At 37.2% G+C, this 26970-nt stretch carries 23 protein-coding genes and 3 pseudogenes; 8 read left to right on the top strand and 18 right to left on the bottom strand.

The window, feature by feature from the left end; translation table 11 throughout:
- Window positions 1-18: 18 nt before the first annotated feature.
- From MHH45_RS18120 to MHH45_RS18100, 5 genes are all read right to left on the bottom strand, one after another.
- Window positions 19-723 carry a ComF family protein gene (locus tag MHH45_RS18120; protein WP_088093765.1) on the bottom strand — a complete coding sequence of 235 codons (705 nt, stop codon included), beginning with the start codon at window positions 721-723 and terminating at the stop codon, window positions 19-21.
- Window positions 723-2069 (bottom strand): DEAD/DEAH box helicase, encoded by a 1347-nt coding sequence (locus MHH45_RS18115; RefSeq protein WP_016112541.1) that lies wholly within the window; start codon window positions 2067-2069, stop codon window positions 723-725. Before MHH45_RS18115 ends, MHH45_RS18120 begins: the two co-directional genes overlap by 1 nt.
- A gap of 127 nt (window positions 2070-2196) precedes the next feature.
- On the bottom strand, window positions 2197-3504 hold the full coding sequence (locus MHH45_RS18110) for a C40 family peptidase (protein ID WP_088093766.1): 1308 nt from the start codon (window positions 3502-3504) through the stop codon (window positions 2197-2199).
- Window positions 3505-3782: 278 nt separating this feature from the next.
- Window positions 3783-4097 (bottom strand): winged helix-turn-helix transcriptional regulator, encoded by a 315-nt coding sequence (locus MHH45_RS18105; protein ID WP_016112543.1) that lies wholly within the window; start codon window positions 4095-4097, stop codon window positions 3783-3785.
- Window positions 4098-4479: 382 nt separating this feature from the next.
- Window positions 4480-5322, bottom strand: a complete 843-nt coding sequence (locus MHH45_RS18100) for a DegV family protein (protein WP_016112544.1) — start codon at window positions 5320-5322, stop codon at window positions 4480-4482.
- Window positions 5323-5561: 239 nt separating this feature from the next.
- Here MHH45_RS18100 and MHH45_RS18095 point away from each other — a divergent pair, with 239 nt between their 5' ends.
- Both MHH45_RS18095 and MHH45_RS18090 read left to right on the top strand, forming a co-directional pair.
- Complete coding sequence (locus tag MHH45_RS18095) at window positions 5562-6203, top strand: YigZ family protein (protein WP_016112545.1); 642 nt, start codon at window positions 5562-5564, stop codon at window positions 6201-6203.
- A 27-nt stretch (window positions 6204-6230) separates the two neighbouring features.
- Window positions 6231-7331, top strand: a complete 1101-nt coding sequence (locus MHH45_RS18090; RefSeq protein ID WP_016112546.1) for an LCP family protein — start codon at window positions 6231-6233, stop codon at window positions 7329-7331.
- A 69-nt stretch (window positions 7332-7400) separates the two neighbouring features.
- Here MHH45_RS18090 and wecB read toward each other — a convergent pair whose 3' ends face one another.
- Both wecB and MHH45_RS18080 read right to left on the bottom strand, forming a co-directional pair.
- Window positions 7401-8519 (bottom strand): non-hydrolyzing UDP-N-acetylglucosamine 2-epimerase, encoded by a 1119-nt coding sequence (wecB, locus tag MHH45_RS18085; protein ID WP_016112547.1) that lies wholly within the window; start codon window positions 8517-8519, stop codon window positions 7401-7403.
- 460 nt (window positions 8520-8979) lie between these two features.
- Window positions 8980-9870 (bottom strand): annotated as a pseudogene (locus MHH45_RS18080) (nucleotide sugar dehydrogenase).
- Window positions 9871-10513: 643 nt separating this feature from the next.
- Between MHH45_RS18080 and MHH45_RS18075 the strand changes: the two are divergent.
- From MHH45_RS18075 to MHH45_RS18065, 3 genes are all read left to right on the top strand, one after another.
- Complete coding sequence (locus MHH45_RS18075; RefSeq protein ID WP_016112550.1) at window positions 10514-11584, top strand: glycosyltransferase family 4 protein; 1071 nt, start codon at window positions 10514-10516, stop codon at window positions 11582-11584.
- A 200-nt stretch (window positions 11585-11784) separates the two neighbouring features.
- Window positions 11785-12519: a polysaccharide deacetylase family protein gene (locus tag MHH45_RS18070; RefSeq protein ID WP_375337731.1), complete on the top strand. Its 735-nt coding sequence runs from the start codon at window positions 11785-11787 to the stop codon at window positions 12517-12519.
- A 102-nt stretch (window positions 12520-12621) separates the two neighbouring features.
- On the top strand, window positions 12622-15297 hold the full coding sequence (locus MHH45_RS18065) for a PRD domain-containing protein (protein WP_088093764.1): 2676 nt from the start codon (window positions 12622-12624) through the stop codon (window positions 15295-15297).
- Window positions 15298-15340: 43 nt separating this feature from the next.
- On the opposite strand, the gene MHH45_RS18060 is transcribed toward MHH45_RS18065, so the two are convergent.
- A complete protein-coding gene (locus MHH45_RS18060) occupies window positions 15341-15766 on the bottom strand; it encodes a CHRD domain-containing protein (protein ID WP_077294656.1) in 426 nt (141 codons plus the stop codon).
- A gap of 223 nt (window positions 15767-15989) precedes the next feature.
- Here MHH45_RS18060 and MHH45_RS18055 point away from each other — a divergent pair, with 223 nt between their 5' ends.
- The gene (locus MHH45_RS18055) at window positions 15990-17150 is read left to right on the top strand and encodes a chromate transporter (protein ID WP_077294659.1); all 1161 of its coding nucleotides are present in this window, start codon (window positions 15990-15992) and stop codon (window positions 17148-17150) included.
- A 317-nt stretch (window positions 17151-17467) separates the two neighbouring features.
- Here the strand turns inward: MHH45_RS18055 and celF are convergent, their stop codons facing one another.
- From celF to MHH45_RS18010, 9 genes are all read right to left on the bottom strand, one after another.
- The gene (gene celF, locus MHH45_RS18050; protein ID WP_077294661.1) at window positions 17468-18793 is read right to left on the bottom strand and encodes a 6-phospho-beta-glucosidase; all 1326 of its coding nucleotides are present in this window, start codon (window positions 18791-18793) and stop codon (window positions 17468-17470) included.
- 3 nt (window positions 18794-18796) lie between these two features.
- Window positions 18797-19117, bottom strand: coding sequence for a PTS lactose/cellobiose transporter subunit IIA (locus MHH45_RS18045; protein ID WP_077294663.1), 321 nt, complete (start codon window positions 19115-19117; stop codon window positions 18797-18799).
- 184 nt (window positions 19118-19301) lie between these two features.
- On the bottom strand, window positions 19302-20609 hold the full coding sequence (gene celB / locus MHH45_RS18040; protein WP_077294665.1) for a PTS cellobiose transporter subunit IIC: 1308 nt from the start codon (window positions 20607-20609) through the stop codon (window positions 19302-19304).
- Window positions 20610-20625: 16 nt separating this feature from the next.
- Window positions 20626-20928 carry a PTS sugar transporter subunit IIB gene (locus MHH45_RS18035; protein WP_077294668.1) on the bottom strand — a complete coding sequence of 101 codons (303 nt, stop codon included), beginning with the start codon at window positions 20926-20928 and terminating at the stop codon, window positions 20626-20628.
- Between the two features lie 534 nt (window positions 20929-21462).
- Window positions 21463-21876 carry a DUF3021 domain-containing protein gene (locus MHH45_RS18030; RefSeq protein ID WP_016112561.1) on the bottom strand — a complete coding sequence of 138 codons (414 nt, stop codon included), beginning with the start codon at window positions 21874-21876 and terminating at the stop codon, window positions 21463-21465.
- Window positions 21877-21882: 6 nt separating this feature from the next.
- Entirely contained in the window at window positions 21883-22332 is a 450-nt protein-coding gene (locus MHH45_RS18025) for a LytTR family DNA-binding domain-containing protein (protein ID WP_016112562.1), read from the bottom strand.
- 133 nt (window positions 22333-22465) lie between these two features.
- Window positions 22466-22783, bottom strand: coding sequence for a PTS lactose/cellobiose transporter subunit IIA (locus tag MHH45_RS18020; protein WP_016112563.1), 318 nt, complete (start codon window positions 22781-22783; stop codon window positions 22466-22468).
- Between the two features lies 1 nt (window position 22784).
- The gene (celB, locus tag MHH45_RS18015; RefSeq protein ID WP_077294671.1) at window positions 22785-24095 is read right to left on the bottom strand and encodes a PTS cellobiose transporter subunit IIC; all 1311 of its coding nucleotides are present in this window, start codon (window positions 24093-24095) and stop codon (window positions 22785-22787) included.
- A 14-nt stretch (window positions 24096-24109) separates the two neighbouring features.
- Complete coding sequence (locus MHH45_RS18010) at window positions 24110-24412, bottom strand: PTS sugar transporter subunit IIB (RefSeq protein WP_003202011.1); 303 nt, start codon at window positions 24410-24412, stop codon at window positions 24110-24112.
- 232 nt (window positions 24413-24644) lie between these two features.
- Here MHH45_RS18010 and MHH45_RS18005 point away from each other — a divergent pair.
- A pseudogene (locus tag MHH45_RS18005) lies at window positions 24645-25246 on the top strand (cation:dicarboxylate symporter family transporter).
- 170 nt (window positions 25247-25416) lie between these two features.
- On the top strand, window positions 25417-26586 hold the full coding sequence (locus tag MHH45_RS18000; RefSeq protein WP_140385961.1) for an acyltransferase family protein: 1170 nt from the start codon (window positions 25417-25419) through the stop codon (window positions 26584-26586).
- A gap of 38 nt (window positions 26587-26624) precedes the next feature.
- On the opposite strand, the pseudogene MHH45_RS17995 reads toward MHH45_RS18000, so the two are convergent.
- A pseudogene (locus MHH45_RS17995) lies at window positions 26625-26834 on the bottom strand (YhgE/Pip domain-containing protein); the annotation flags it as partial.
- Window positions 26835-26970 lie beyond the last annotated feature (136 nt).

The following is a 26970-nucleotide window of genomic DNA, read 5'->3' as shown; positions in this document are numbered from 1 at the left end:
TCTTTCGACATACATATATTATCCGCGGCAAAGAGTAAGGCTAGAAATTTTTTGAGCACCTGCATCATACAGGCACTTTGCAACTTGCCTAACCGTAATTCCTGTCGTATACACATCATCAATGAGTAAAAGATGCTGTCCAATAAACATTTCTTCTTTGTGAAAATAAAAGGGATTCGCTACTGAAAGCCTCTCTATACGTTTCTTTTTACTTTGCTTTTCCGTGTCTTGTCTACTTAAAGATGTTTGTAGAAAACTAAGTGGTAAACAAGATGCTAACAATTCCGCTTGATTAAAACCACGCTCGTATTCTCGCTCTTTACTAAGCGGAATCGGAATCATCGCATGACAATCTGAAAAATACTTACGAAATGTAGCTAAAAAGTGCGCATGAAAAATACGAACAAGCTCAGCATCCCCACGAAATTTAAACCGAGCTAATATTTCCTTCATCCAATCATTATAGACGTACACAGATCGATTTTTTATAGGTAGAAACTTTCTCTCTTCCTGCCATCTTACGCAATCCTTGCAAAGGTTACCTTCTCTATACTCCTCTGACAGAGACTCAAATGGCCTGCCGCAGTCATCACAAATTTCTCCTATAATATAGGAAAGTTTTCGTTCACATCGCTCACATATACACCGCCTGTCAGACTGAATAAAAAAAGAATACCAGCTAACGCTTTCTGAAATAAAATCATGACAAAGTAGACAATGCATTAATGTATCAATCCTTCTTGCTTTGCCTTTTTATTCATAAATTGAATATGTTTTTTTGCGCGTATCATTGCTTCTGTTTTTCCATAATGAAAATAAAGAATATCACCATCTGGCCTGCGATGACTTCTGCCGGCCCTGCCAGCAATTTGTACAAGTGCACTTTCCGAAAAAATGACTTCTTCCGTCCCTAACACAGCTACTTGCAAATTCTCTACCGTCACGCCGCGTTCCAAAATCGTCGTCGTTACTAATAATGGGATATTTCCTTTTCGGAACGAAGCTACCTTTTCTTTTCGCTTTGGATCCTCCGCATGAACACCTTCAATGCGATCATCTATTTTTTTTAATAATACACTTACTTCATCAATATAACGTACGTGAGGAACAAATAGAAAAATAGGAGATTGTTTAAGGAGATGATACTGTAGCCATTTTAAAACAACATGCGGGATTTCTTTTCGTTTTAGCGCCTTTTTCCAATTACCGCACCACCTGAACCTTGGGACTGGCAAAGGCTGACGATGATAACGCCCCGGAATGATTACACCTTTTTGTTCACCACTCCATAGCTTACGTTTCCATGTTTCTGCTGGGGTTGCAGTTAAATAAATTTGCGCAGCTCGCTCTTTACTCGCTTGCTCTACTGCATGATGAAGCATTTTGTCCATCGCATATGGAAAAGCATCAATTTCATCCACAATCATAACATCAAATGCCCTATAATAACGAAGCAACTGGTGCGTTGTAGAAACGATGAGCCTCGCTTCCTTTTCACGGTCCAAGCTACCACCATATAACGCAGCAATCGGTACATCTGGAAAAACAGTTTGTAAACGGGGTGCGAGCTCTAACACCACATCAGTCCGCGGCGTTGCAATACAAACCCGTTCGCCTTTTCGTAAAGCTTCGTCTATACCATAAAAAAGCATCTCTGTCTTACCAGCTCCGCATACTGCCCATATAAAGAAGGATTCTTTTCGGCGTACTGCTTCTGTTACTCCGCTAGCTGCTCTCTCCTGCCCAGGTGATAAATGGCCCTCCCACCGTAAAGGATTCGGCAAACTTTCCCATACTACATCTCGTATATCTCGAACGAGCACTGTACATTCCCCCACACGCCCCATCGTGATGCACTTTCGGCAATACATGCACATTTGATTACACCTTTTACATAAAAACGAAGCAAATAACCGTTGTTCTGCATTTCCGCAGCGCTGACATACATAGCGTGAAGATTTTTTGATTACCCCTTTTGCTAAAGAAATATCTCTTCGCTTTTCTAAAAACTCCAGTTCATCCTTTAATAACGAAAGCTCTTCTAACAGCATTTGTCTTCCTGCTAGCATAGTAAAGCACCCCCAGCTTTACTATAATCCCTTCTCTTTATCTCGTAAAAACGCAAAAAAGCCGATAACCTACTTTTAAAATAGTAAGCTATCGACTTTATACACATGTTTTATTTAGTTAAAAATCTTATAATCTACCGTAACCTAAGAAATGAGCTGTGTTATAACTGCTATTTACACTACCGTACGTAACACCAGTTGATTCATCAGCAGCGTGAATCATTTGGCCTCCACCAATGTAAATACCAACGTGTGATACGCCTGCTCTGTAAGTACCTTGCAAGAAGATAAGGTCACCTGGTTGCGCTTCAGATGCGCTAATTTTTTGTACAGATCCCCATAAACTTCTTGTATCTTGTTGTCCTAAACCATATACATAAGAAACTAATCCACTGCAGTCAAAACCGCCTCTTGAAATATCCGCACTACCCCATACGTATTTCAAGCCAACTAAGTCTTTTGCTTTTTCAACTACTCCAACATTTCCCCCACCATTATTTTTTGGTGCCGGAACTGTATTTTCTTGTTTCTTTTCTTGCTTAGGTTGCTCTTGTTTAGGTTGCTCTTGTTTAGCTGGTGCTTCCTGTTGTGGTGCAGCTTGTTGTGCCGGTGCTGGTTGCTGAGCTTGCTCTGCTTGTTTCTTCGCAGCGGCTTCTTGTGCTGCTTTTTCTTGTGCTTCTTTTTCTTGTGCTTCTTTTTCTGCTAATTGTTGTAAGTATAACGCTTGTTTTTCAAGCTCTTTTAATTGACCTTCTGTGCTTGTCATGCTGTTTACAACTGTATCCATTTTACCGCTTAAATCGTTCACTGCTTCTTGTTTTTTCGCTTTTTCAGCATCAAGTTCTTTCTTTGCAGTTTCGATTTTCACTTGCGCTTCTTTTAATTCTTTTTGTTTTTCTTTTACCGTTTCAACATCTTTTTTCACAGTTGCTTGATCTTGTTGTTGTGTTGTCATGATATCTTCATCAGATTCAAGAATTTTCGAAACAGAAGTTAAACGATCTACTAAATCTGCAATGTTTTTAGAGTTTACAACAACTTCTGTTACAACGTTTGTATTTGGTTGTTCTTGAAGCGCTACTAAACGCTTTCTTAATAACTCTTCACGTTTTGCAATTTTCGTTTGTAAATCTGCAATGTTTTGATTTTTCTTCTCGATTAATGCTTGTGTTTCTTCAACTTTTTTCGTTGTTTCATCAAGTTTTGCTGCATTTTCTTGAACAGACGTATCTAAATCTTGAACCGTTTTATTTAAGTCGTTCATTTGTTTTTGAAGCTCGTCACGTTCTTGTTGTTGTTTATGTAAAGTGTCATTTTGTGTGTTAATTTGTGTTTTTACGTCCTCAATCTTTTCCGCAAATACATTTGGTGTTACTACTGAAAACATCATAAATCCTGCAGCCAATGCGCAAGATGCCATTTTTAGCTTTTTCATTTTGTTTTTACACCGCTTTCTTTTTTTCTTTTCCGTATGTAATAATCTATTAAAATTTATACCATATTTCGGGAGATATTTTATCATTGTTACGATTTTGTAAAATAAATGTAATATTATACTTGTAATTTCCTGACATTTTTCTTCTAATCCTGTATTTTCTTGTAGAATCTTAAGAAAATCGCGCTGTTTTTTTGTACAATTGTCATACATTCGTTATAAAAAAAACACAAGGAACACTCCTTGTGCTTTTTTCTCCCTATTCATCGAACAATCTATTATTTCACCCATTTTTCAGCCCAATTTTGGACTTCATTCATAACACTTTCTAATGCTTTTCCTTTGTCTGTTAATCCGTATTCGATTCTAACAGGTACTTCTGGGTACACATTACGAACGACTACACCTTCGCTCTCTAATTCTTTTAAACGCTCTGACAACATACGATCACTCATATTTGGAATAATATCCGCAATTTCTCTAAATCGCTTCGGCTCTTCTAACAAAGATTTAATAATTAAACCCGTCCACTTTTTACTAAGAAGTGTAAAAGCCGACTCAAACTTTGGACATAAACAAGAATTATGCTCCATATGTTTCACCTCTCCTTTATTATAAAATAGTTTCTTATAAAAAGTAAGTAATAAAACTTTCCTTATTTTTTATAAATGCATTTTGATTTTCCAACATATAAATTGCGACTATGAAGAACACAAGGAGACTCCCACTTATTTTCTCCTTCTTTTTTCACATGGAATAGGGCTAAAAAAGGCACTGTCCCTAAAAGCCCGATTGGCGAGGGCTAATAATCAGTGGGGGATGGAGCCCCCCACTGATTAAAGTTTCACTTTATGTCGGTCTTTCAATCCGTATTTATATAAATTAAATTTTATCACTTCAAAATATTAACTTGTCAAATAGGCATACGGATATCCGTAAAAAACTCTCTACAAAAAGAGAGCTTTTACATTTTTATTATTTTGTATACCACCCTAGACCTAGTGATCCCTCTCCTAAGTGCGTTCCAATTACAGCGCCAAAATAACTGATGCGGATTGTAACATGAGGGTACTTTTCCTCTAATTCTTGCTGCCACTCTTTCGCTTCTTCTTCACGATTTGCATGAATGATAACAGCCTCCATCGGCATACCTTTACTCGCATGTTCATCGAAAATTTCAACGATACGCTTTAGTGCCTTTTTGCGTGTGCGAATTTTTTCAAACGGGATAATAACTTTATCTCTAAAATATAAAACTGGCTTTACTTGCAATAGGCTACCGATAAATGCTTGCGCGCTATTTAAACGGCCACCGCGTTGCAAATGATGAAGATCATCAACAACAAAATAAGCATCTATCGTTTGCTTCATTTCATCAAACCTAGCTAAAATCTCTTCTGGCACCTTTCCTTCGCTTACCATTCTCGCACCTTCACGCACATAAAACCCTTGTACCTCACAGCTAATTTCAGAATCATACGTATATACGTTTATCCCTTCGACCATTTGCCCAGCTGTCATTGCTGTTTGATATGTACCGCTAATTCCGCTTGAAAGATGGATACAAATCACCGCATCGTATTCTTTTGCTAGTTCTTCAAATAGCTCCACAAATTTTCCAATTGCTGGTTGAGAAGTTTTTGGAAGTTCTTCATGTTCACGTACTTTTACATAAAAATCATCCGCTGTAATTTCTGCTTCTTCTTGATAAGAATTCGTTCCAAAAATCACATTTAATGGAATCATATATATATTGAGTTCTTCACGAATATGCTTCGGTATATATGCTGTACTATCAGTAACAATAGCTGTTCTCATTTTCGTACCTGCCTTATAAAAAAGTTTTTATTTCCTAATTTTACACGAAAATAGGAAAAGGTGCATTAATGTATGAAAAATGCCGGGATAAGATTATAATAAACACTTGGACAATTTACAACAAAAATATTAAATTTATAATAGAACTTGCTATTTTCCTACAAAAAATGTTTGAATCTGAAAACTCCCCCTTTTACAATAAAAGTACTAGTAATCTTGAAAGGTAGGGGCGTATATCATTGTTATTACAATATTTAACAATCAAAGGCTACGGTGAGCACGAAATTGTCATTCAAAAGTCACGGTTTATTTGCTATATAAGTCGAGCGAAAACAGAAGAAGAAGCACAAGAATTTATTCAAAAGATAAAAAAGCAGCATTGGAACGCAACACACAACTGCTCAGCCTATTTAATTGGGGAGCAAGATCAAATTCAAAAGGCAAATGATGACGGTGAACCAAGCGGTACAGCTGGTGTACCTATGCTAGAAGTATTAAAAAAACGCGGATTGAAAGATACCGTTGTTGTTGTCACACGATATTTTGGCGGCATTAAACTTGGTGCCGGTGGTTTAATTCGTGCATATGGAAAATGTACAAGTGAAGGAATTAACTATGTAGGTGTTGTCGAACGAAAATTAATGCGAGTTATGAAGACAGAAATTGACTATACACTACTTGGAAAAATTGAAAATGAATTACGCCACTCAAAATATGTTATTAAGGAGATTCATTACCTAGAAAATGTGACATTTGACACTTATGTGGCAGAAGATCAAAAACAAACTTTCACAGAGTGGATGATTGAACTAACAAATGGGAAATGTACAATACAAGAAGATGACATGCTGTATTTAGAACAAGACATTGTGCAACAATAACATATATATATTAAAAGGAGTTTATGTATGGAAGAGCGTTATGATCATCTCCAGAAAAGAAGAGTGAAAAAAAAGCGCAGACGTAGATTGTTTATCTACCTCATTTTTATGTCCTTAATTGGTAGTGTAGGGCTTTACATGTTTAACTCTTACTCTTCACTCATGGAGATGTATAGTGGCTTTACTCGTGATAAATCAAAATTACGTGCGAAAGATGTAGAAATTACAAAAGAACCTTTCAGCGTCCTTATTATGGGAATTGAAGATTATGCAACGGATGGACAAAATGGACGAACAGATTCTCTTATGTTCGCAACAATTAACCCAAAAACAAAAAATGTTTCACTCATGAGTATCCCGCGTGACTCACGTGTTACGATTGCTGGAAAAAATAAAAAAGATAAAATTAACGCGGCGCATGCTTACGGCGGAGAAAAAATGGCATTAGACACAGTCGAGAATTTTTTAGAGGTGCCTGTTGACCACTACGTTAAAATTGATTTCAAAGGCTTTAAAGGGATTGTCGATGCCGTTGGTGGCATTACAGTCGATGTGCCGTTTAATTTCGAGGAACGATCTGATATAGATTACTACAAACTGATTCAATTTAAACAAGGACAGCAAGAATTAAATGGCGAAGAAGCACTCGCTTATGTCCGTATGCGAAAGCAAGATCCAAATGGAGATTATGGCCGAGCTGCAAGACAACGACAAGTACTTGCCGCGGTTGTCCATAAACTAAATTCCGCTTCTACAGTCTTTAAAATTAAAGACTTAGCAGAGGTTGTTGGGAAATACGTAAAAACTGATATACCTGTATCCGATGGACTTGCCTTATATAATAAGTTATCTGGATTCGATCCTTCTACCATACAAACGATTAAATTAGAAGGTGAAGATAAAAAACTAAATGGTATCTATTACTTTATTCCAAATGAAATGAGCGTTCAAAATGTTCGTAATGAAATTTTGAAAAACTTAGGACAAGATAAAACAGACACGCATTCTACAACCAATACAAGTTCTAATTCTGATACGAATTCAACAAATTCATCTACTAAGAAAAAAGAACAGGAACCTCCGTCTACGAACGCTAACGCGGAATGGTTAATGCGAAATCATCAGTAGAGATTACTACTTAAAAGAAAAGAGCCGCTTCTTATATCAACAGATATGAGGAGCGGCTCTTTTTTCTACTTATTTTTTATTAAAATATTGTAAAATTGCTTCTACAATACGCTCTGAAGCAAGGCCATCACCATAAGGATTAGATGCTTGTGCCATTTTGTCATGTGCTTCTTTATTAGATAATAATTCGTCTGCAAGTGTAAAGATTGTTTCTTCGTCTGTACCTGCTAATTTTAATGTACCTGCTTCAATACCTTCCGGACGTTCTGTCGTATCACGTAGAACAAGAACCGGTACGCCAAGAGAAGGTGCTTCCTCCTGCACACCACCAGAATCTGTTAACATTAAGTATGAACGTGCTGCAACATTATGGAAATCAATTACATCTAGTGGCTCAATTAAGTGAATACGATTATGATCTCCTAAAATATCGTTAGCTGTTTCACGAACAACAGGATTCATATGAACTGGATACACAACTTGTACATCTTCGTACTTTTCAACAAGGCGTTTAATTGCACGGAACATGTTGCGCATTGGTTCACCTAAATTTTCACGACGATGTGCTGTCATAAGTACAAGTCGGTCATTTCCAAGCTTCTCTAGTACTGGATGACTATATTCTTCTTTTACTGTTGTTTTTAGTGCATCAATCGCTGTATTTCCTGTTACGAAAATACGTGCTTCATTTTTATTTTCTTGTTGCAAATTCGTTGCTGATTTTGCAGTAGGAGAGAAATGAAGATCTGCCATTACACCTGTTAATTGACGGTTCATTTCTTCCGGGTATGGAGAATATTTATCCCATGTACGAAGTCCAGCTTCAACATGGCCAATCGGAATTTGATTATAGAAAGCAGCAAGGCTCGCAATAAAAGTAGTTGTTGTATCACCATGTACAAGAACGATATGCGGCTTTGCTTCCTTCATTACTTTATCTAAGCCCTCTAAACCACGTGTTGTAATATCAATTAATGTTTGACGATCTTTCATGATATTCAAATCAAAATCCGGCGTAATACCAAAGATATTCAATACTTGATCTAACATTTGGCGATGCTGTGCTGTCACTGCTACAATTGATTCAATTTGCTCAGGATGTTTTTGCAACTCTAACACAAGAGGTGCCATTTTAATCGCTTCTGGACGTGTTCCAAAAATCGTCATTACTTTTAAACGTTCAGTCATTTCAATGCCTCTTTTCTTTCACTAGTTACGATATATGAAAAACTAACATAAAACCTCCCCTTTTGAGTGGGAAGAGCGTCTGGCTATGCATAGTAGCGGTCAGACCCTCTTTTAGCCCCATGCCATATGAAAACAAACGGAGAAAACGAGTGAAAATCTCCTTTTGTTTTCATAGCCGCAACTTATATGCCAGCTAATCAACATAGATTTATATAAATACAAATTGAAAAACTAACATAAAATCTTCTCTTTTAGGTAGAAGAGAACGTCCGGCTATGCATAGTAGCGGTCAGACCCTTTAGCCCCCATGCCATGTGAAAACAAACGGAGAAAACGAGTGGAGATCGCCTTTTGTTTTCATAACCGCAACTTATATGCCAGCTAATCAACATGGATTTATATAGTATTGTTACACTCACCATTATATATTGAGAAAACAAAAGGACAAAAAAAAGCGTTTTTAATAGACGGTAGAAACTTTCCTATTACGAATGCTCTTTCTGCCAACGGAATAGTAATCCATTCTATGTTTCTCAACATCTTTCCCAGTATAACAATTTCTCCCATCAAATAAAATAGGTTCACCCATAAGTTGCACATACCTTTCTAATGGATACGTTCGTATGCATTCCCAATCGGTTACAATAAACGCTACGTCCACTTTCTCACATATATTAGAAATTTCATTTATGAAGCTAATTTTCGTAGCCAAAAAAGCATTTGAAGCATATTTAATCATCTCCGCACTGCGGATATCTGTAACAAACGTTTCAATTAACAGCTTACTGTATAGCCTCTCTACCTTCTGCGCGATTTCTTCTGTCTCCGCTCCTATGACGATGCGATCACCATGAAAAAAGTCATGTATACCAGAACCTTCATGTAAAAATTCCCGATTTGATACCATATGTATCATATGGTACATATGCCGCCCTTGTAGCTTCTCCTGAATCCATTCTTTCATTTGATTGTTCGTACCTACAGGAACCGTACTTTTTGTAACCACAATTATATCTGAATTGGCACACATACCAATTTCATAACAACTATTACGAATATATGTTAAATCTGCCGTTCCATCCGGTAAAGATGGTGTTCCTACTGCTACAAATATGAAATCTGAATGTTTAAATGCCTCTGTTTGACTTGATGTAAATGCTAATCATTTTTCTTGGACTGCTGCATCTACTAATTGCCTCAGACCAGGTTCATAAATTAGCATTTCCCCTTGCTTCATTCTCGCTATTTTCCCTTGATTTATATCAAAACAAGTAACCGAATGACCTAATGTGGTTAATCCTACTCCAGTAATTAATCTTACATATCCAGTACCTATCACCGTAATTTTCATTAGATGTTCCGCCCAGAATACCTAAGATTATAGTTTAGATATTCTAGGCTTCCCCCTTTCATACTAAAACTGAATATATGTCGATGTCTTTAAGGCACCCTTTTTCCCATACTAAGACATGAAGTTGTTGCTTTTAAGTATATAAAAATGAGATAGCATGCAAGCCCTCACTCCCTATTATATGAGACGCCTGCTCTTTCTTTTTTTAAGATTTTGTAAAATAACATCGTTTATTTGGATGTATTTCTTTACAAACTGTTCTATTATCGGCACATTTGAAGTTTCCATATTTTAACGCGGAACGTACGTATTTTAACGTGCAACACTTATAGTAAAGAGAATCGGTCACATCCTACCATCCCTACTAGGGACAGACTTATATGTAAATGTCATAAATCTGTACCACAATTTAAAAACTATGCAATACAAGTTAATGATAAGATATATTATAACCTTCTTGTGCGACATCGTATTTATTATAAACTTGTCATATATTTTATCTATTTCCAATTACAGTGAATAGAAAAAAAGATTGAATTCTAATCTTTTTGTGATACCATATGTTATGAGCCTGCAAACAATCATCATAATTTTCAGATAACTTTTTCAAAAATTACGTTAAAATATAAAAGGTGGGGTATTAATGGACTCACAAGTGATTTATGCTGTTTTGGCATCTTTCATTACCGTATTAGTTGTTACTCCTTTCGTTATCAAATTAGCATTTAAGATCGGAGCAACTGATAAGCCAAACGCACGTAAAGTACACCAAAAAATTATGCCTCGTCTAGGTGGACTGGCAATTTTCATTGGTGTAGCCGTTGGGTTCTTTGTTAGTGGATTATATGAACAAAGAATGATGTCGATTACTATAGGTGCTATTATCATTATCATCATCGGTATTTTAGATGATATGTACGAATTATCAGCGAAGGTAAAATTCGGTGGACAACTATTAGTTGCCGTACTTATTGTAAAAAGTGGATTATTAGTACAGGTGCTATATATTCCAATCTTAGGAGATACTGAACTTGGTATCCTTGCATATCCAATTACAGTATTTTGGATTGTAGGTATTACAAATGCCATTAACTTAATTGATGGATTAGATGGATTATCCGCTGGGATTTCATCTATCGTCCTTGCAACATTAGCATATATGGCCTTTACTAGCCCTATGGGTACTGGTGCTGTTATTATTCTGCCACTAGCACTCATTGCACTTGCAAGTACACTTGGATTTTTATTCTATAACTTCCATCCAGCAAAAATTTTCATGGGAGACACAGGTGCATTATTTTTAGGATATTGTATTTCTGTTATATCGTTACTGGGATTATACAAAAGTGTAACGTTATTCAGTTTCCTTGTTCCTATTATCATTTTAGGTGTACCTATCTTCGATACAACATTTGCGATTATCAGACGAATTGTGAATAAAAAACCAATTTCTGCACCAGATAAATCGCATTTACATCATCGTCTATTGGCAATGGGCTTTTCTCATCGTACGACGGTACTTATCATTTACGCATTTGGTATTTTCTTTAGCGTAAATGCAATTATTTTCACTAGCGCAACATTGTGGTTATCCATTATCCTTCTGTTCGCTTTAATCTTCTTTACTGAAATCGTAGCAGAAGTAATTGGTCTTGTGCACGAACGTTACAAACCAATTATTTCCTTCTATAAAAAAGTAAAAAAACGCGAATAATAACTGTAGTATAGCCTTTATTAGTGTAAAATATTCAAATAGCACTCTTTCTTCTTAAAGAAAGGGTGCTATTTTTTATTTCCAAAATATAGTTTGTTTGAGAGTTCTTCTATTGGAGAAAGATATATATGTAAAGAGGATAATGAGACTACAATCTTAACTCCTTCTCCATGACTGTTAGACTGAGGGTGAGTATTTTGATGAAGCAAATGCTTCAATGTATTATTATATTTTTAAGTATTACTACATGTCCGGTATCTTATACTGAAGCAGCCGCTAACTCCCCACTTACACATCAATCTACGATTCAGAACGCGGCTCTTCCGCCCAAAATTGCATACTTAACATTTGATGATGGGCCAAACAAATACACATCACAAATTTTAAACATCTTAAAGCAAAAGCAGGGAAAGGCAACCTTCTTTGTAATTGGTGGCAAGGCTTCACATTATCCACAAACAATGAAACGTTTCATACAAGAAGGTCATTATATCGGTCTTCATAGCATGTCTCATGACGTAAAGCGTTTATATACTGGTGATCCATCCGTTTTAATTACCGAAATGGAGCAGGCCCGCTCTATTGTGCGCCATATAGCAAATTTAGATACACACCTTGTTCGCGTTCCGTATGGTAGTATGCCTTATTTAAAAAAGAATTATCGTGATGCACTTGTTTCCGCTCAGTACAAAATGTGGGATTGGACAATCGATACATATGACTGGAAAAGTTATCATAATCCTTCTGCTATATTAGAGCGTGTTATGAACCAAAGCGACGAACAAGTTGAAGTTATTTTAATGCATGATTCTAGCGTTACAGTGAAAATTCTTCCAAAGGTAATTGACTACCTTAAGGCGAAAGGATACACGCTTCTTCCCTATAATCCTTCCTCTCATTCAGAAGTGAATTTCTGGAAGGACGCAAGATTGTAACAGCTTTAGTATAGACTAGAGCTGTTTATTCTTTTTCTCTTCCCACACTTCCCATTTTTGTGTAAAATTTTAAATAGTGACAAAGTTTCGAGGTGAAGAAAAATGAAACGAATGGACCTCATTTATAATGCAATACAAAAAGGGAATTACTCAGAAGGTGTAACAGCATCTGAACTCGCTACACTTCTACAGCTAGACCGTGCAAATGTAAGCAGCGATTTAAATAAACTTGTGAAAGATGGTCGTTTATCCAAAACGGGAACACGCCCTGTCCGTTTCTATTTAGGAGACAACTCCCACGTGGAAACGCATTCACAAAATAACACTTCACTCGATGCCTTTGCAAGAAAAAACACAAGCCTCAAAATTGCGATTGAAAAAGCAAAGGCTGCTGTACTCTATCCTCCAAATGGTATGCATACATTACTACTTGGAGAAACGGGTGTCGGGAAATCTATGTTTGCCTCTTTAATGCACGAGTATGCAATTGAAGTAAATCAGCTCCCAAAAGATGCACCGTTTATCGTTTTTAACTGTGCGGATTACGCAAATAATCCACAGCTCCTGCTTGGACAACTTTTCGGGATAAAAAAGGGGGCTTACACTGGTGCAAGTGACCAAAAAGGGTTAATCGAAAAAGCCCACGAAGGAATTCTCTTCCTGGATGAGGTGCACCGCCTCCCGCCAGAAGGTCAAGAAATGTTATTCACATTTATTGACCGCGGTGTATATCGCCGCCTTGGGGAAACAGAGAACGAGCGCCGAGCACAAGTATTAATTATTACTGCAACAACAGAAGAACCAAACTCTTTTTTACTCAAAACCTTTACGAGACGGATTCCGATGACCGTAACGCTTCCACCACTTCGTGAGCGAACGCATCAGGAACGCTTCGCTCTCTTGCAGCTCTTTTTTACAAATGAAGCAATTCGTCTGCGAAAAAAAATTCATGTCAGTCCGAACGCAATGCGTGCTTTCGTCTTTTATCAATGTCCAAACAATATCGGACAATTAAAAACCGATGTACAAATTGCCTGTGCGAAAGCCTATTCTGATTTCGTAACAAAGAAAAGAGAGCATGTCCGCGTTTCAAGTGCTGACTTGCCATGGTACATGAAGGAAGGCTTGTTTATTGAAAGAAAAAGCCGTCATCTGTATCAAGTGCCAAACGAAACATTTGTATTTACGAGTGACGAAGGATGGAGCAAACATAAAACAGAAGATTCACGTTCTTCCATTTATGATTACATTGATCATAAATATGAAGAATTACAAGCACGCGGTATTGAAGAAGAAGAATTAGAATTACTAATAGACAACGATCTCCAAAGCTTTTTCGTTCAGTATTTTAATCAAATGTCACAAAAGACAAGTCATGAAAATGTCCTTAAAATTGTCGATCGCAATATTGTTTCTGTATGCGAAAAAATCGCTGAACTAGCCGAAAAACATTTAGCTAAGACATTTGATGAAAAAGTCTTTCTTGCTTTAAATTTACATGTACAGACAACTTTACAACGACTGCAGGGCGGGAAACAAATTCATCACCCGCAGCTGAATCAAATTCGCACGAAATATAAAGAAGCTTTCTCAGTTGCCATGCAATGTATTCAACTATTAGAAGAAGAATTACAAGTAACGATGCCAATTGATGAAGCTGGATTCTTAACGATGTTTTTCGTTGTTGATCCCATTCCTGCTTCCCAAACAGAAGTAAAAGTATTAATTTTAGCCCACGGCAATGGTATCGCAACAGAAATGGCAAATGTCGCGAATGAACTCCTCGGTATTGATGAAGTAACAGGAATTGATATGCCGCTTCATGAATCACCGAAAGATTTCTTAGAACGAGTAAAAGTGTACATGAAAACACTCGGGCATATAAACGGACTGCTTTTACTCGTCGATATGGGTTCACTTGCCTATATCGGGGATATACTAGAGACGGAATTTCATATCCCTGTACGCGTTCTCTCTATGACAAGTACGCCGCATGCATTAGAAGCAGCAAGAAAAGCTCAGCTCGGGTACTCATTAGATGCGTTATATGAAACCGTGAAAAACTTAACACCGTTTTACCTTAATGTACAAGAAGAAAAGAAAAAGCCACTTGCTCCCATGAAATCAGTCATTTTAACAGCTTGTTTAACAGGAGAAGGAAGCGCACTGGCCATTCAAAAAATGCTTGAAAACTATTTACGATTCGATAAAGATTTAATAGAAATTATTCCAATTAGTATCGTTCATGAAAAAGATTTAACAAAAATGATCGAAAACATAAAGAAAGAACGCAATATGATTTGTATTGTCACAAACTTTGATGTACAAGTACCATGTTTAACTTATCATTTCCAAGACATTGTAAACTATAAAGCCATTCAGCAAATTCAAGAATTAATTACGTATGAAGAAACATATGCAAAAATGGCTGATATTCTCGGGCAACAAATGCAGCGCCATGATGGGGCACTGATGATTAAAACAATACGGTACGCGCTCAATACAATTCAAGAGCTCATCTCCTTACAGTTAAACTCTGATAGTTTAATGGGAGTTATTTTGCATATGAGCTGTATGATTGACCGGCTTCAAAAGGGAGAAAAGCTCCTCCCTTATCCTGACAAAGAAGCGCGTAGACAAGATGAATATTGGATGTATATGAAAGTAAAAAAAGCCCTGCAACCAATTGAAAATACGTTTGATGTGCAGATTCCAGATGATGAAGTGTTTTATGTAATGGACTTCTTCATAAGAAACCAACCAGAAAAAAAAGAGTAACGTAAACATGCCCGTGAATTTCAAAATTCATGGGCATGTTTATTTACCGGCTCATGGACCTGCTATATTCTTTTACCTTCCCACGAATTTCTCCCCTTGCATGTGCTTTTGTATGAACATTTACATATGCATTCGCTTCATCAATTGCCTGCACAAGATTTTCAAACGTCTTCCCTTGCAAAGGTCCTTCTAAATCTTCAGTGAACACCACACCCGTTATCGTTCCTTCATTTACGCTAATTCCATGCTTCACAGGTCCATATAAAAACACAACTACTGGCCCGGTCTGATTTCCTTTCCCTAAATGAATTTGACAAGATGTTACCTTCTCAATATTTTTCAATATGATCCTATAATGTAGTTTCGTAAAATCACTATTAAAAATAAGCTCCGCGACCCCATAAGCTTTCGTTTTTACAGGAGGTAGTTCATTATCACCTTTCAGCTTAGCAACAAAATGTTTTGTCATACTAGCAACATTCTCCTTATATAAATTTCAAACTCATGCTGATATCTCTTTAACTAATTTATTGCTGGGACACGATCAATTATGACTCTTTCAGAAATGCTTTTTCATAATGGCTATTCTACTCAAGAAATATTTACAAAAAAATTACATAACAATCATTCCTCACACCACACTGCTTCCTGTATAATGCACGTAAATTTGAAATTTCTTCAGGAGGTTCTTTTTGAAAACATTAATAGAAATATTTCTCGTATCACTCAAGTTAGGCCTTACTTCTTTCGGAGGACCCGTGGCTCATCTTGGGTACTTTCATCATGAATATGTACAAAAACGAAAATGGATGGATGAGCGGAGCTATGGGGATTTAGTGGCACTCTGTCAATTCCTACCCGGTCCTGCAAGCAGCCAAGTTGGAATTGGCACCGGTTTATCACGAGGCGGGCTCCTTGGAGCTGTAGTCGCTTGGATTGGCTTTACACTCCCGTCAGTTCTCTTTCTTGTTTTTTCCGCTTCACTAATCCAGCAATTTCATGTGGTGGAAGCTGGCTGGATTCATGGATTAAAACTTGTAGCAGTAGCGATTGTCGCACATGCAATATGGGGAATGGCACAGAAATTAACACCGGACCGTAACCGAGCAACAATTGCAATTATTACTGCTGCAATTGCGTTATTATTTCCAAGCGCTTGGACACAAGTTACGCTTATTCTACTTGCTGGTCTTCTCGGTTGGCTCTTATATCGTAAGCATGAAATTCCATCTGCTAGCAAAACACATATTCCTGTTTCACGTATAACAGCTGCCCTTTGTCTCTTACTATTCTTTAGTTTATTATTCTTGTTACCACTATTACGACCATTTTCGCACTGGATTGCCATGTTTGATAGTTTCTATCGCTCTGGCTCACTCGTGTTTGGCGGAGGACATGTCGTTCTTCCCCTTCTTGAAAATGAGTTTGTATTAAATGGCATGATGACAAAAGAACAGTTTCTAGCAGGATACGGCTTAACCCAAGCGGTTCCAGGTCCTCTTTTTACATTTGCATCTTACATAGGAACGGTACTAGACGGGGCACTAGGAGCTACTATTGCGACAATCGCTATCTTTCTCCCGGCATTCTTACTTGTCATTGGTGTATTGCCATTTTGGGATCAAGTGAGACGCTTGTCTTATGTACAAGGGGCGCTCCTTGGCATTAATGCCGCCGTCGTCGGTATTTTACTAGCTGCTTTTTATGACCCTATTTGGACAAGCACAATCATGAGTAAAACTGATTTTGTTATTGCTTCTCTCCTATTTTGTCTATTAGCATTTTGGAAAGCACCACCATGGATCGTTGTTGTTCTTGGTGCTTTTAGTGGCTATATTCTTTCTATTATCTAAACATACAAAAAGACGGTCTTACTAAATCGTCTTTTTTACTATATAACTTCCCTTTGATTTTCAAGCATATAAGTCGCGGCTATGAAAACGAAAAGAGGTTTCCACTTAGCATGAGGCACTGACCGCTTCTATCCATGAGCGGATTCCCTCTCCCTCCTAAAAGGAAAGTTTTTTATATTAAAATTTCACAAGCTCTATCCCTTCTGGTAAAACACTTTCCGTTAAAATCTGTAGTTCATCTGCATTTACAATTAATCGAATCATAGATTTTTCCCTCCTGTAAAATGAAAAAAAGCGGGCTGAGTCAGCGCCGCTTTTTACTTTTCTACTTTTTTGAAGAACTGCGGAAGATATTCTTTATGTGCTTCCAACATTTCATCTAAAATTTGTTTTGCTACTTTATCTGATGGTACAAGTGGATTAATTGTCATAGCAAGCAGCGCTTTATGATAATCCCCTGTAACAGCAGCTTCAATTGACGTGCGCTCAAATGATTTAATTTGCTGAACTAAACCGCGAACAGGAACCGGTAAATCACCTACTGCAATCGGCTTTGGACCATCCTTCGTAATGATACAGTTTACTTCAACAGCAGAATCATGTGGCAAGCTTGCAATTGCACCATTGTTTCTTGTATTAACAGGTTGGATATCACCTTTATTATTATAAATAGACGTAATTAAACTACATGCTGCATCACTGTAGTACGCTCCTCCGCGCTTTTCTAATTGCGGTGGCTTAATATCTAAATTCGGGTCTTTATATAACTCGAATAAGTCATCTTCTAATTGTTTCACCACTTCTGCACGTGTCCCTTTTTCAATAGAAGCTTGTTTTTCTTCTTCTAACATTTCACGTGTTTTATAGTAGTAGCGATGATATGGACATGGAATTGCACGAAGTCCGCGAATGAAATCTGGCTCCCAATCAAGTGCAGCGATGTTTTCCATCGTAATTTGCTTTTCTGGATCTGTTACAAGTTCTAGCACTCGGTCCATCACACTTACTCCATCTAAATACACATCTAATCCGTAGACCATGTGATTTAAACCAGCAAAGTCAACATGAACACGGCTCGCATCTACTTCAAGAATCTTTGCAAGTCCCATACAAATACCAATTGGAACGTTACATAATCCAACTACTTTTTTGATGCTTGTATAACGAAGTACAGCCTCTGTTACCATACCAGCTGGATTTGCAAAGTTAATCAGCCAAGCATTCGGACAAAGCTCTTCCATGTCTTTACAAATATCCAAAATAACAGGAATCGTTCTCAATGCTTTGAATAAACCACCAGGACCATTCGTTTCCTGACCAATCACATCATATTTTAATGGAATTGCTTCATCTTTCGCGCGCGCCTCTAATAAACCAACGCGAAGCTGCGTTGTTACAAAATCAGCATCTTTTAATGCCGCGCGGCGATCAAGTGTTAAGTGAATATCAATTGGTAAACCTGCTTTTTTCACCATACGTTTTGCTAAGTTACCAACGATTTCTAACTTCTCTTTTCCCGCTTCAATATCTACTAACCAAATTTCACGAACAGGAAGCTCATCATAACGCTTAATAAACCCTTCAATTAACTCCGGTGTATAACTAGAGCCACCACCGATTGTAGCAATTTTAATTCCGCTCATATCTTATTCCCCTTTCGCATCAAGCTTTTTATAAAGGTCGATAAATTCCGCTGCTAATTCTTTCACAGTCATTGAATTCATTAAATGATCTTGTGCATGAATTAAAAGAACACTAATCTCTGTTTTTTCTCCTCTTGCTTCTGATTGTATGAGTTCTGTTTGGAAATGATGTGCTTCATTAATCGCTTCTTTCGCTTTTACCATCGCTTCATCTGCTTCCCCTAATTTCCCCTGTTTTGCATATTGCAGTGCTTCCATCGCATAGCTTCTTGCGTTACCGCTGTGTAAAATTAATTGGAATGGGATTTGTTCTGCTGTAGTCATCCTAAATACCGCCCTCTCTATATAGTTCAACCGATTAAAATACCCCTTCAGTTTGAACGTGTCTATGAAAATATTATTTTCTTAAATTGGCTTTGGTGTTCTTCTAGATGTGTGCCATCTTTCTGAACAAGATATAAAGTTATTGTTCTCACGAGCTCGTTTCACCCGTGAGAACAATCATGTATTACATAGGTACAGATTGATCGTTTCCTTGTGCTGTAGTTTTTTCAGTGCGAATGATAGAACGGTCACATAATACAACGAATGGATAGTAAATCACCATCGCGATTACAAAGTTGAATAACTGTAGAATTGTACCGGAAATGTGTCCGCCTGTTACAAGGTAACCACTAATGATTGGTGGTGTTGCCCATGGAATCATCGCAACTGTTTTTGGCACCAATCCAAGAGATATAGCTGTATAAGAAGTAATTACTAATACGATTGGTGTCACAATAAACGGAACGAATAAAATTGGGTTTAAAATAATTGGTGTACCAAAAATTACTGGTTCGTTAATATTGAATGCACCTGGTCCAATTGATAGCCTTGATACACCTCGCATTTGCGCGCTTTTCGCTACAATTAATACAACAACTAAGAATGCTAATGTTGCACCAGAACCTCCAAGATATACGAAAGTATCAAAGAACGGTTTTGTAATAATGTTTGGAACATCAAATGAAGATGTGCCATCTTGGAATAACTTGATATTTTTTTCTAATGCTGGTAAGTATAATGGCTCGATGATACCCCCAACAATGTTTGGACCATGTAAACCAAAGAACCAAAGAAGGTGAACAAGAAGTACAATGACAATCGCACTTGGTAATGTACCTGCTAAACCTTGTAATGGTAATTGAATTGTATTAAAGATAAATTCATGAACACTTGTGCCTGCTAATTTCACTGCTAATTGAATACCTGCAACTACTGTTAAAATAACAAACGCCGGAACTAATGCTGCAAATGATCTTAAAACTGCTGGTGGTACTCCGTCTGGCATTTTGAAAGTAATCTCTCTTTGTACAAAGAAACGGAATGCTTCAGTAACAAGAAGTGCCACGATGATTGCTACGAATAAGCCTTGTGCCCCCGTCCAAGCTAAGTTCAATCCGCCCTCTTTCGGTGTTGTTGGCGTAAGAATAATTAACGCACCAAATGAAATAATACCTGCTGACAATCCATCAACACCGTAAGATTTTGCTAAATTATAACTTGTTGTAAACGCTATAATTAATGCTAAAATTGCGAAAGAACCAGTCCACATTCCTCCGCCAACGTCTTTCCAAACTTCTCCGAATGTACCTTTCATGAAATTTTGGAAGGCTTCAGATGGAAAACCATTAATCAGTGATGCCAGGGCACCAACTAAGATAAGTGGCATAACAGCAATAAATCCATCACGAATTGCAGCTAAATGACGTTGTGACCCGATTTTACCAGCGACTGGAACAACATATTTCTCCATAAATGCAATAAACTTTTGCATTTTCTTTCCCCCCTAATTATTTTTTTAGTGTTAATGCGTGATCTAAAACCGCCTCTCCATTCATCATGCCGTAATGCATTGGATTAATAACGTCGATTCCAACGTTTTTATCATCGGCAAGCGCTTTCATTGAAGACAGCATATAACGAACTTGTGGCCCTAGTAATAATACATCTGCTTCATCAATGTTATTTTTCACTGCATCCCCAGATACAGCCCAAATCTTTCCCTCTAACCCGCGAGCCTTTGCAGCTGCTTCCATTTTTGTAACTAGTAAACTTGTAGACATTCCTGCTGAACAACAAAGTAAAATATTCATTAATAAGTCCCCCTATGCATGTAAACTATTTTTGTTTATTTGTTTTTCTTTACGCCTTTTATTAATGCAACTTCCGTGCCAACTTTTTAAACCGCCTAAAATTAACGTTTTTCCCTATGTTTTTATTGTGTGTTACCGCTTTCAAAAAGTGTGTTACCCAAAATACTGATAGTGTGTTATAAAACAACACGCTTGCAACACATATCTGTATGAAAATAGATTAGTGTCTAGTTGTGCTTAAAACATAAAATAAAATATTTTTATAAAAAACATTCATTTTCTCTGTAATAAGAAAAAATTTATGGGAATTATATTTTTCAATATACAAAAGGATAAATTAAGAGGAAAGAACTCATATATATCAACTATGAAAAGCGAGGACTTTCAGTCATAACAGTACCATCAGTGGATTCACTGATGGTACTGTTATGATTCATACAAGACTAAATGTGATTAAACCGACTCTCGATTTATCATTGAGCTCCACCAAAACAATATGATTTTCACTAAATGGCCTACTTCATTTCGATTCCTTTATTTCAAGCTATTATTCAATCCCTCAATTTTCTTCTTCCAATACATTGTCATCGCACACCATATAATGAAGTAAATAACGATGAAGCTACCTGTGCAAATGAGAAGCGGAACGAGATGATTTGGAACCCAACCAACCCAAATTGCAGTCGGTAAAAATGTGCCTAATAAAATGATAAGGTGGATGATTGTTTGCTTTAAAATGCCCCATTCTTCTTTCTCAAATACAAATGAAGCAAATGAGAAAATCAACCCCACAATATTTGCTGTGACAAGGTGAGTAAGCAATGTCTTTGTCTCTAATACATCCATTCCATTTGCATAACCAATTCCTAAAAACAACATGCTATATACCATTGCCATCGCCATTCCTGCAATCACTTTGGCGCCTATTCTATCAAATAATGTAACCATATTATTCTAGCCTCCTCCCATATTTAGAGCTTCCTTAATAAGTGGTACATATTTTCTTGAAACGTACTCTTTCATTCCATTTGAAAAGTGTGCACACATACTGCCGCTAAAAGACATTTCAAAACTTGTTACATGCTGTAAATTAGCGATTGTAGACTTTGAAAATCGTACAAAGCGATCACCCTGTAATTTTGTTTCTAATTCATACAAACGGGATTTCACTTCAAGAATTCCTTTCGTCGTTTGAGCCATTACCTTTCGATCCTCTGTATAAAACCAATAAATATCTTTTGGCTCTAACAAATAATATTGTTGCTTCAATACTCCAACAATTTGCTTCACATTCCCCCCTTCTATCCTCTTTAAAAGTTTCTGAACTTCATCTGTCACTTCTTTTGCTTTGACAATAATCTCTATCTCATCTTGTGATGGATTTAATTCAAGGTGAATTTTCACTGCCTTCCACCTCCCTTACGCCCTTATTGTTACATATATTTCAAAAAAAGAAATAGATTGGTACATAAGTGGTATTCTTTACGTCATAACTGACTCTTTTTCAAACATAAAAAAACCTTGCATACGCAAGGCCTCATTCTTTCGCTAACATTTTCTTATATAACTCTACAAATTCACTTGCTAATTCCTTCACCGTAATCGCATTCATTAAATGATCTTGCGCATGAACCATGAGCAGTGTAATCTCTGTCTTTTCCCCCCCAGCTTCCCTCTGTATTAAATCCGTTTGTAAACGATGTGCCTCTTGTAGTTCTTGTAAGGCCTCCTGCAATTTCGCCTCCGCTTCTTGAAATTCTCCGCGCTTTGCATAATCAATGGCTTCCATCGCACAACTTCTCGCATTCCCTCCATGTAAAATTAGATGAAAGGCTTGTGTCTCTAATATATCCATCTTAATTGCCTAATCCCCCTTTTTCTTCGGCTACTTTTTGTTTATCCCATATTTTCAAGAACGGTAAATAAATCAAAAATGCAAGTATAAAGTTAACAATTTGCAAGACAACTCCTGAAATTTCCCCACCCGACCCTAAATATCCACTAAAAAGAATTGGTGTAGTCCATGGTACTGCCGCACCGCTTGGCCGAGCAACAAGTCCCCATTCCATTGCAAAATAAGAAACAAATGTCATAACGACAGGAACAAGTATAAATGGAATGAGCAAAAGTGGATTCAGTACAATTGGCATTCCAAACGTGACCATTTCATTAATATTAAAAATGCCTGGTGCGATTGATAGCCGACCCAAACTTTTTAATTGCTGACTCCGTGCAAATAATAACATCGCTACAACAAGTGCAAGCGTTGCACCAGATCCACCTGTGTAGATCCACAAATCAAAGAATTGTGCTGTTATCGTGTTTGGGACATCTTGCCCTGCCTGAAAAGCAATACGATTTTGATCCATTAATGATAACCAAACCGGGCTCATAACACCGCCTACAATTGCGGCCCCGTGAATCCCACATGCCCAAAGCACATGAACAACAATAACCGCTGCCACCGCGCCAAAAAGACTTGCTCCAAGTGCACTAAGCGGAGCTTGCAGAAGCTGCCCTACAATATTATGAATACTACCAAAAGTGGTTTGCTCCAAAATTAAGCGCAGAATCCAAACAACCGTCACAACGATAAAACCTGGAATGAGTGCAGTAAATGAACGTGTTACAGCTGGTGGAACCGTTTCCGGCATTTTAATAATCATCTTCTTCTGGATAATAAACCTGTAAATTTCGGTAGATATAAGTGCTATAATCATCGCCACGAATAGCCCTTGACTCCCCATCAATGCAGCAGGTATAGCCCCATCTACTACTACACTCTCCTTCGTACTAGGTATAATATGTGTCACTTGAAATGGAGTTGCTAGTAAAAAGGATACAAGTGACAATGCTCCTGCTGCTAATGCATCTACTTTATATTGTTCTCCCAGTCTGTAAGCGATTCCAAAAGTAGCCATTAAAGACATTATATTAAATGTTGCGCTAACTGGATACCCTAACGCCTTCTGCCAATTCCCTCCAAATAAACTTTCCATAAAATCGTTATATCCAGGTATTGGCAAAGCGCTGATAATAAGAAAAAATGAACCGATAATTAAGAAAGGCATCGTTAAAATAATCCCATCACGAATTGCTTGTAAATGCCGCTGCTGCGCAATTCTCCCTGCTACTGGCATAACATATTTCTCTAAAAACCGGACCATCTACTCCACTCTCCTTATGCTCTCATTGACAACGCTGCCTCTAATACGGCTTCTCCGTTACAAAGCCCATAATGTACAGAGTGAATAATATCAACAGGTATCCCTTTTTCTTCACACATTTCCTTCATCTTCGGTAATAAATAACGCACTTGAGGTCCAAGCAAGAGCACATCCGCTTCATCAATATGATTCCGTATTTCCGAACCCGATACAGCCCAAATTTTCACTTCTAACCCTTTTGCCTGTGCCGCTTTCTCCATTTTCGTTACAAGCAAACTAGTAGACATTCCTGCTGCACAGCAAAGTAAAATGTTCATTAAACTCCCTCCTTACTTTTAATCAGCTGGAATCCTATCCACATTTCTCTTCATATCCACTACTAGGTTACCAATGTATATGTCTATATTGGTTTCCATATGACGAGCATAAAAACAAAAATTTCTCCGTTTTCACTCTATTCCAGCTATCTGTATTTTCCTAGTAAACTGCCTCACAAATCACTATAATAATTCAGTATGATTTTTTACATTAGATAGGAGGAGATATATGATGAAGGCTTATCGCTTTCCACTTATTTTATTATCTTCCATCCTAATTGGTGGTTTCATTGGTTATTTCATGGGTACCGATGCAGTTGCTTTAAAACCGCTTGGTGACATTTTCTTAAACTTAATGTTTTACGATTGTCGTACCTCTCGTGTTCTTTAGCATTGCCTCATCTATTGCCAATATGGATGGGTTAAAACGTTTCGGAAAAATTATGTCTAGCATGGCTGGGACTTTCTTATTTACGAGTATTATTGCTGCAATTTTTATGATTATTGTTGTGAAAGTATTCCCGCCAGCACAAGGTGTTGTACTAGAATTAACAAGACCTGATAAGGTTGAAAATATTAGCAATCGCTCTTGTTGTTTCTCTATTAGTTGGAACAGTAATGGGTGCTATTCCTGGCGGCGGTATGATTGGTGAAATGTTAATCGTTTCTCTATACGGTTTTCCACCAGAAGCTCTACCAATTATCGCAGCTATTAGTACAATCATTGACCCACCAGCAACGATGTTAAACGTAACAGGCGATAACGCTTGTGCCGTAATGACAGCTCGTCTTGTTGAAGGAAAGAACTGGATTAAAAATAAAGTAATACAATAGTTCTTATCATTCTTTTAAAATAAAAAATAGCTAGATATTTACTCTAGCTTCTTTATTTATTTTATCAGTTTGTTTTATATCTACACTTTACTCAGGCTACACCCACAAATTTGTTATAACTTTCACAAAGTTTCCATAGCCCTTTCCTCTCCTTCGTACTATAATCATGTATGGAAAAGGAGATGGAAACTATGACACACAGCGCCCCAGAGTTTAAAGTTTTGCAAAGCATTGCGTTCCTTGCTGTTGTTTTGCAAAGTTCCTTACTATATACAATGAATCAAGGACATATTCTACTAGAACAATCTCTCATTATGGGAATGCTATTTAATCTCGCAAAATTTTCAGCACCTGCATTCATCTTCATTGTCGGGTTCCATTTAATTCGGCAATACACAAAACAAATGGTCTATACAGAATACATCTATGAAAAAACAGCACACTTACTTGCTCCTTACTTCTTCTGGTCCGTCGTTTACTTATTGACAACAAACCAAGTCGTTACAGTGCAAAGCGGGATAAAGAGCCTATTGCTCGGAACAGCTGCGCCTCATCTTTGGTATGTCATTATGATGTTCCAAATCCATTTGCTGTTTCCCTTATTATGCACCTTATTTTATTGGTTTAAAAAAAGAACACAAAATCAGCAAGATATATACCGATACATGGCCGCTTTCGCTAGCATTTATTTTCTCTTAATGTGTTATTCTTCTCACTATATTTTTAACGGTGAAGTGCTAACTCAATCAACTGTTTTGCATTATACAGATCGTTCCTTCTTCTTCTATTCATTTTACTTTGTCATAGGAGGAATCGCTGCTGTAGCACTTCAAGCTTGGCGCTTATTTGTAATGAAACACATACCACTTATAACAATCTTATTTTTTATTCTATTCTTATTCATCAACTATGAACTATTTAGCTTTTATGGTGTAGATTCCATTCACCTTACTGTATCTACCTATTTAAAGCCATCCATGTTTCTGTACATTGTATGTGAAATTTTAATACTATACGTACTATCTATCATGATTGTACAGCGGCGAGGTGCTTTATATAAAACATTACGCTTTATCGGAAACTACACGTACGGAGCCTATTTAGCACACTTTTTCTTTTTACAGCTAATTACGAAATTACTATCTCTATTTACAATACAGGCAAATACAATTCTATATAGTCTATTACTATTTCTTCTAACAGCAACATTCTCTATCATCACAATGGTTATATGTAGCACGATTCCATTCCATACATGGATTACAGGACCTTCTCCCACGCCTGTATTAAAATGGCCAACGCTCCTGCCTTTACTGCCATTATTAAGAAGTAAAAAGTAAAAGAAGCTGTCCAAAAAGATTTTTTGGACAGCTTCTTTTTAGGAAGAAACCTGCTCTGCAGAAGTTTCTTTATGCTGTATGTGACTTGTAATCCAAGCAATTCCACCAGCATCAACTAAATAACATAATAAAATTAAAATTTGCATTTGTAATTGCGACCAATCTCCTAGAGATATAACATCCTGAAGCCCTCTGAGAGAATGAGACATTGGAAGGAATTCTCCACTCTTACTTAATACTGCTATATTTGTTACTTATCATCGACAGCTCAGAAGTTCCGTCAATTCGTTATTCACTATTTCTCGAGCATTTCATCACCACGTACTTAAAAAATCTCCAAAATAAAAATGCCACTTTTCAGTGACATTTTTATCCCGCAGTAAC

The organism is Bacillus sp. FSL K6-0042 (assembly GCF_038006685.1).
Classification (GTDB): domain Bacteria; phylum Bacillota; class Bacilli; order Bacillales; family Bacillaceae_G; genus Bacillus_A; species Bacillus_A pseudomycoides.
Note: the sequence above shows the minus strand (reverse complement) of the source record. Positions and strands in the feature narration are given on the sequence as shown.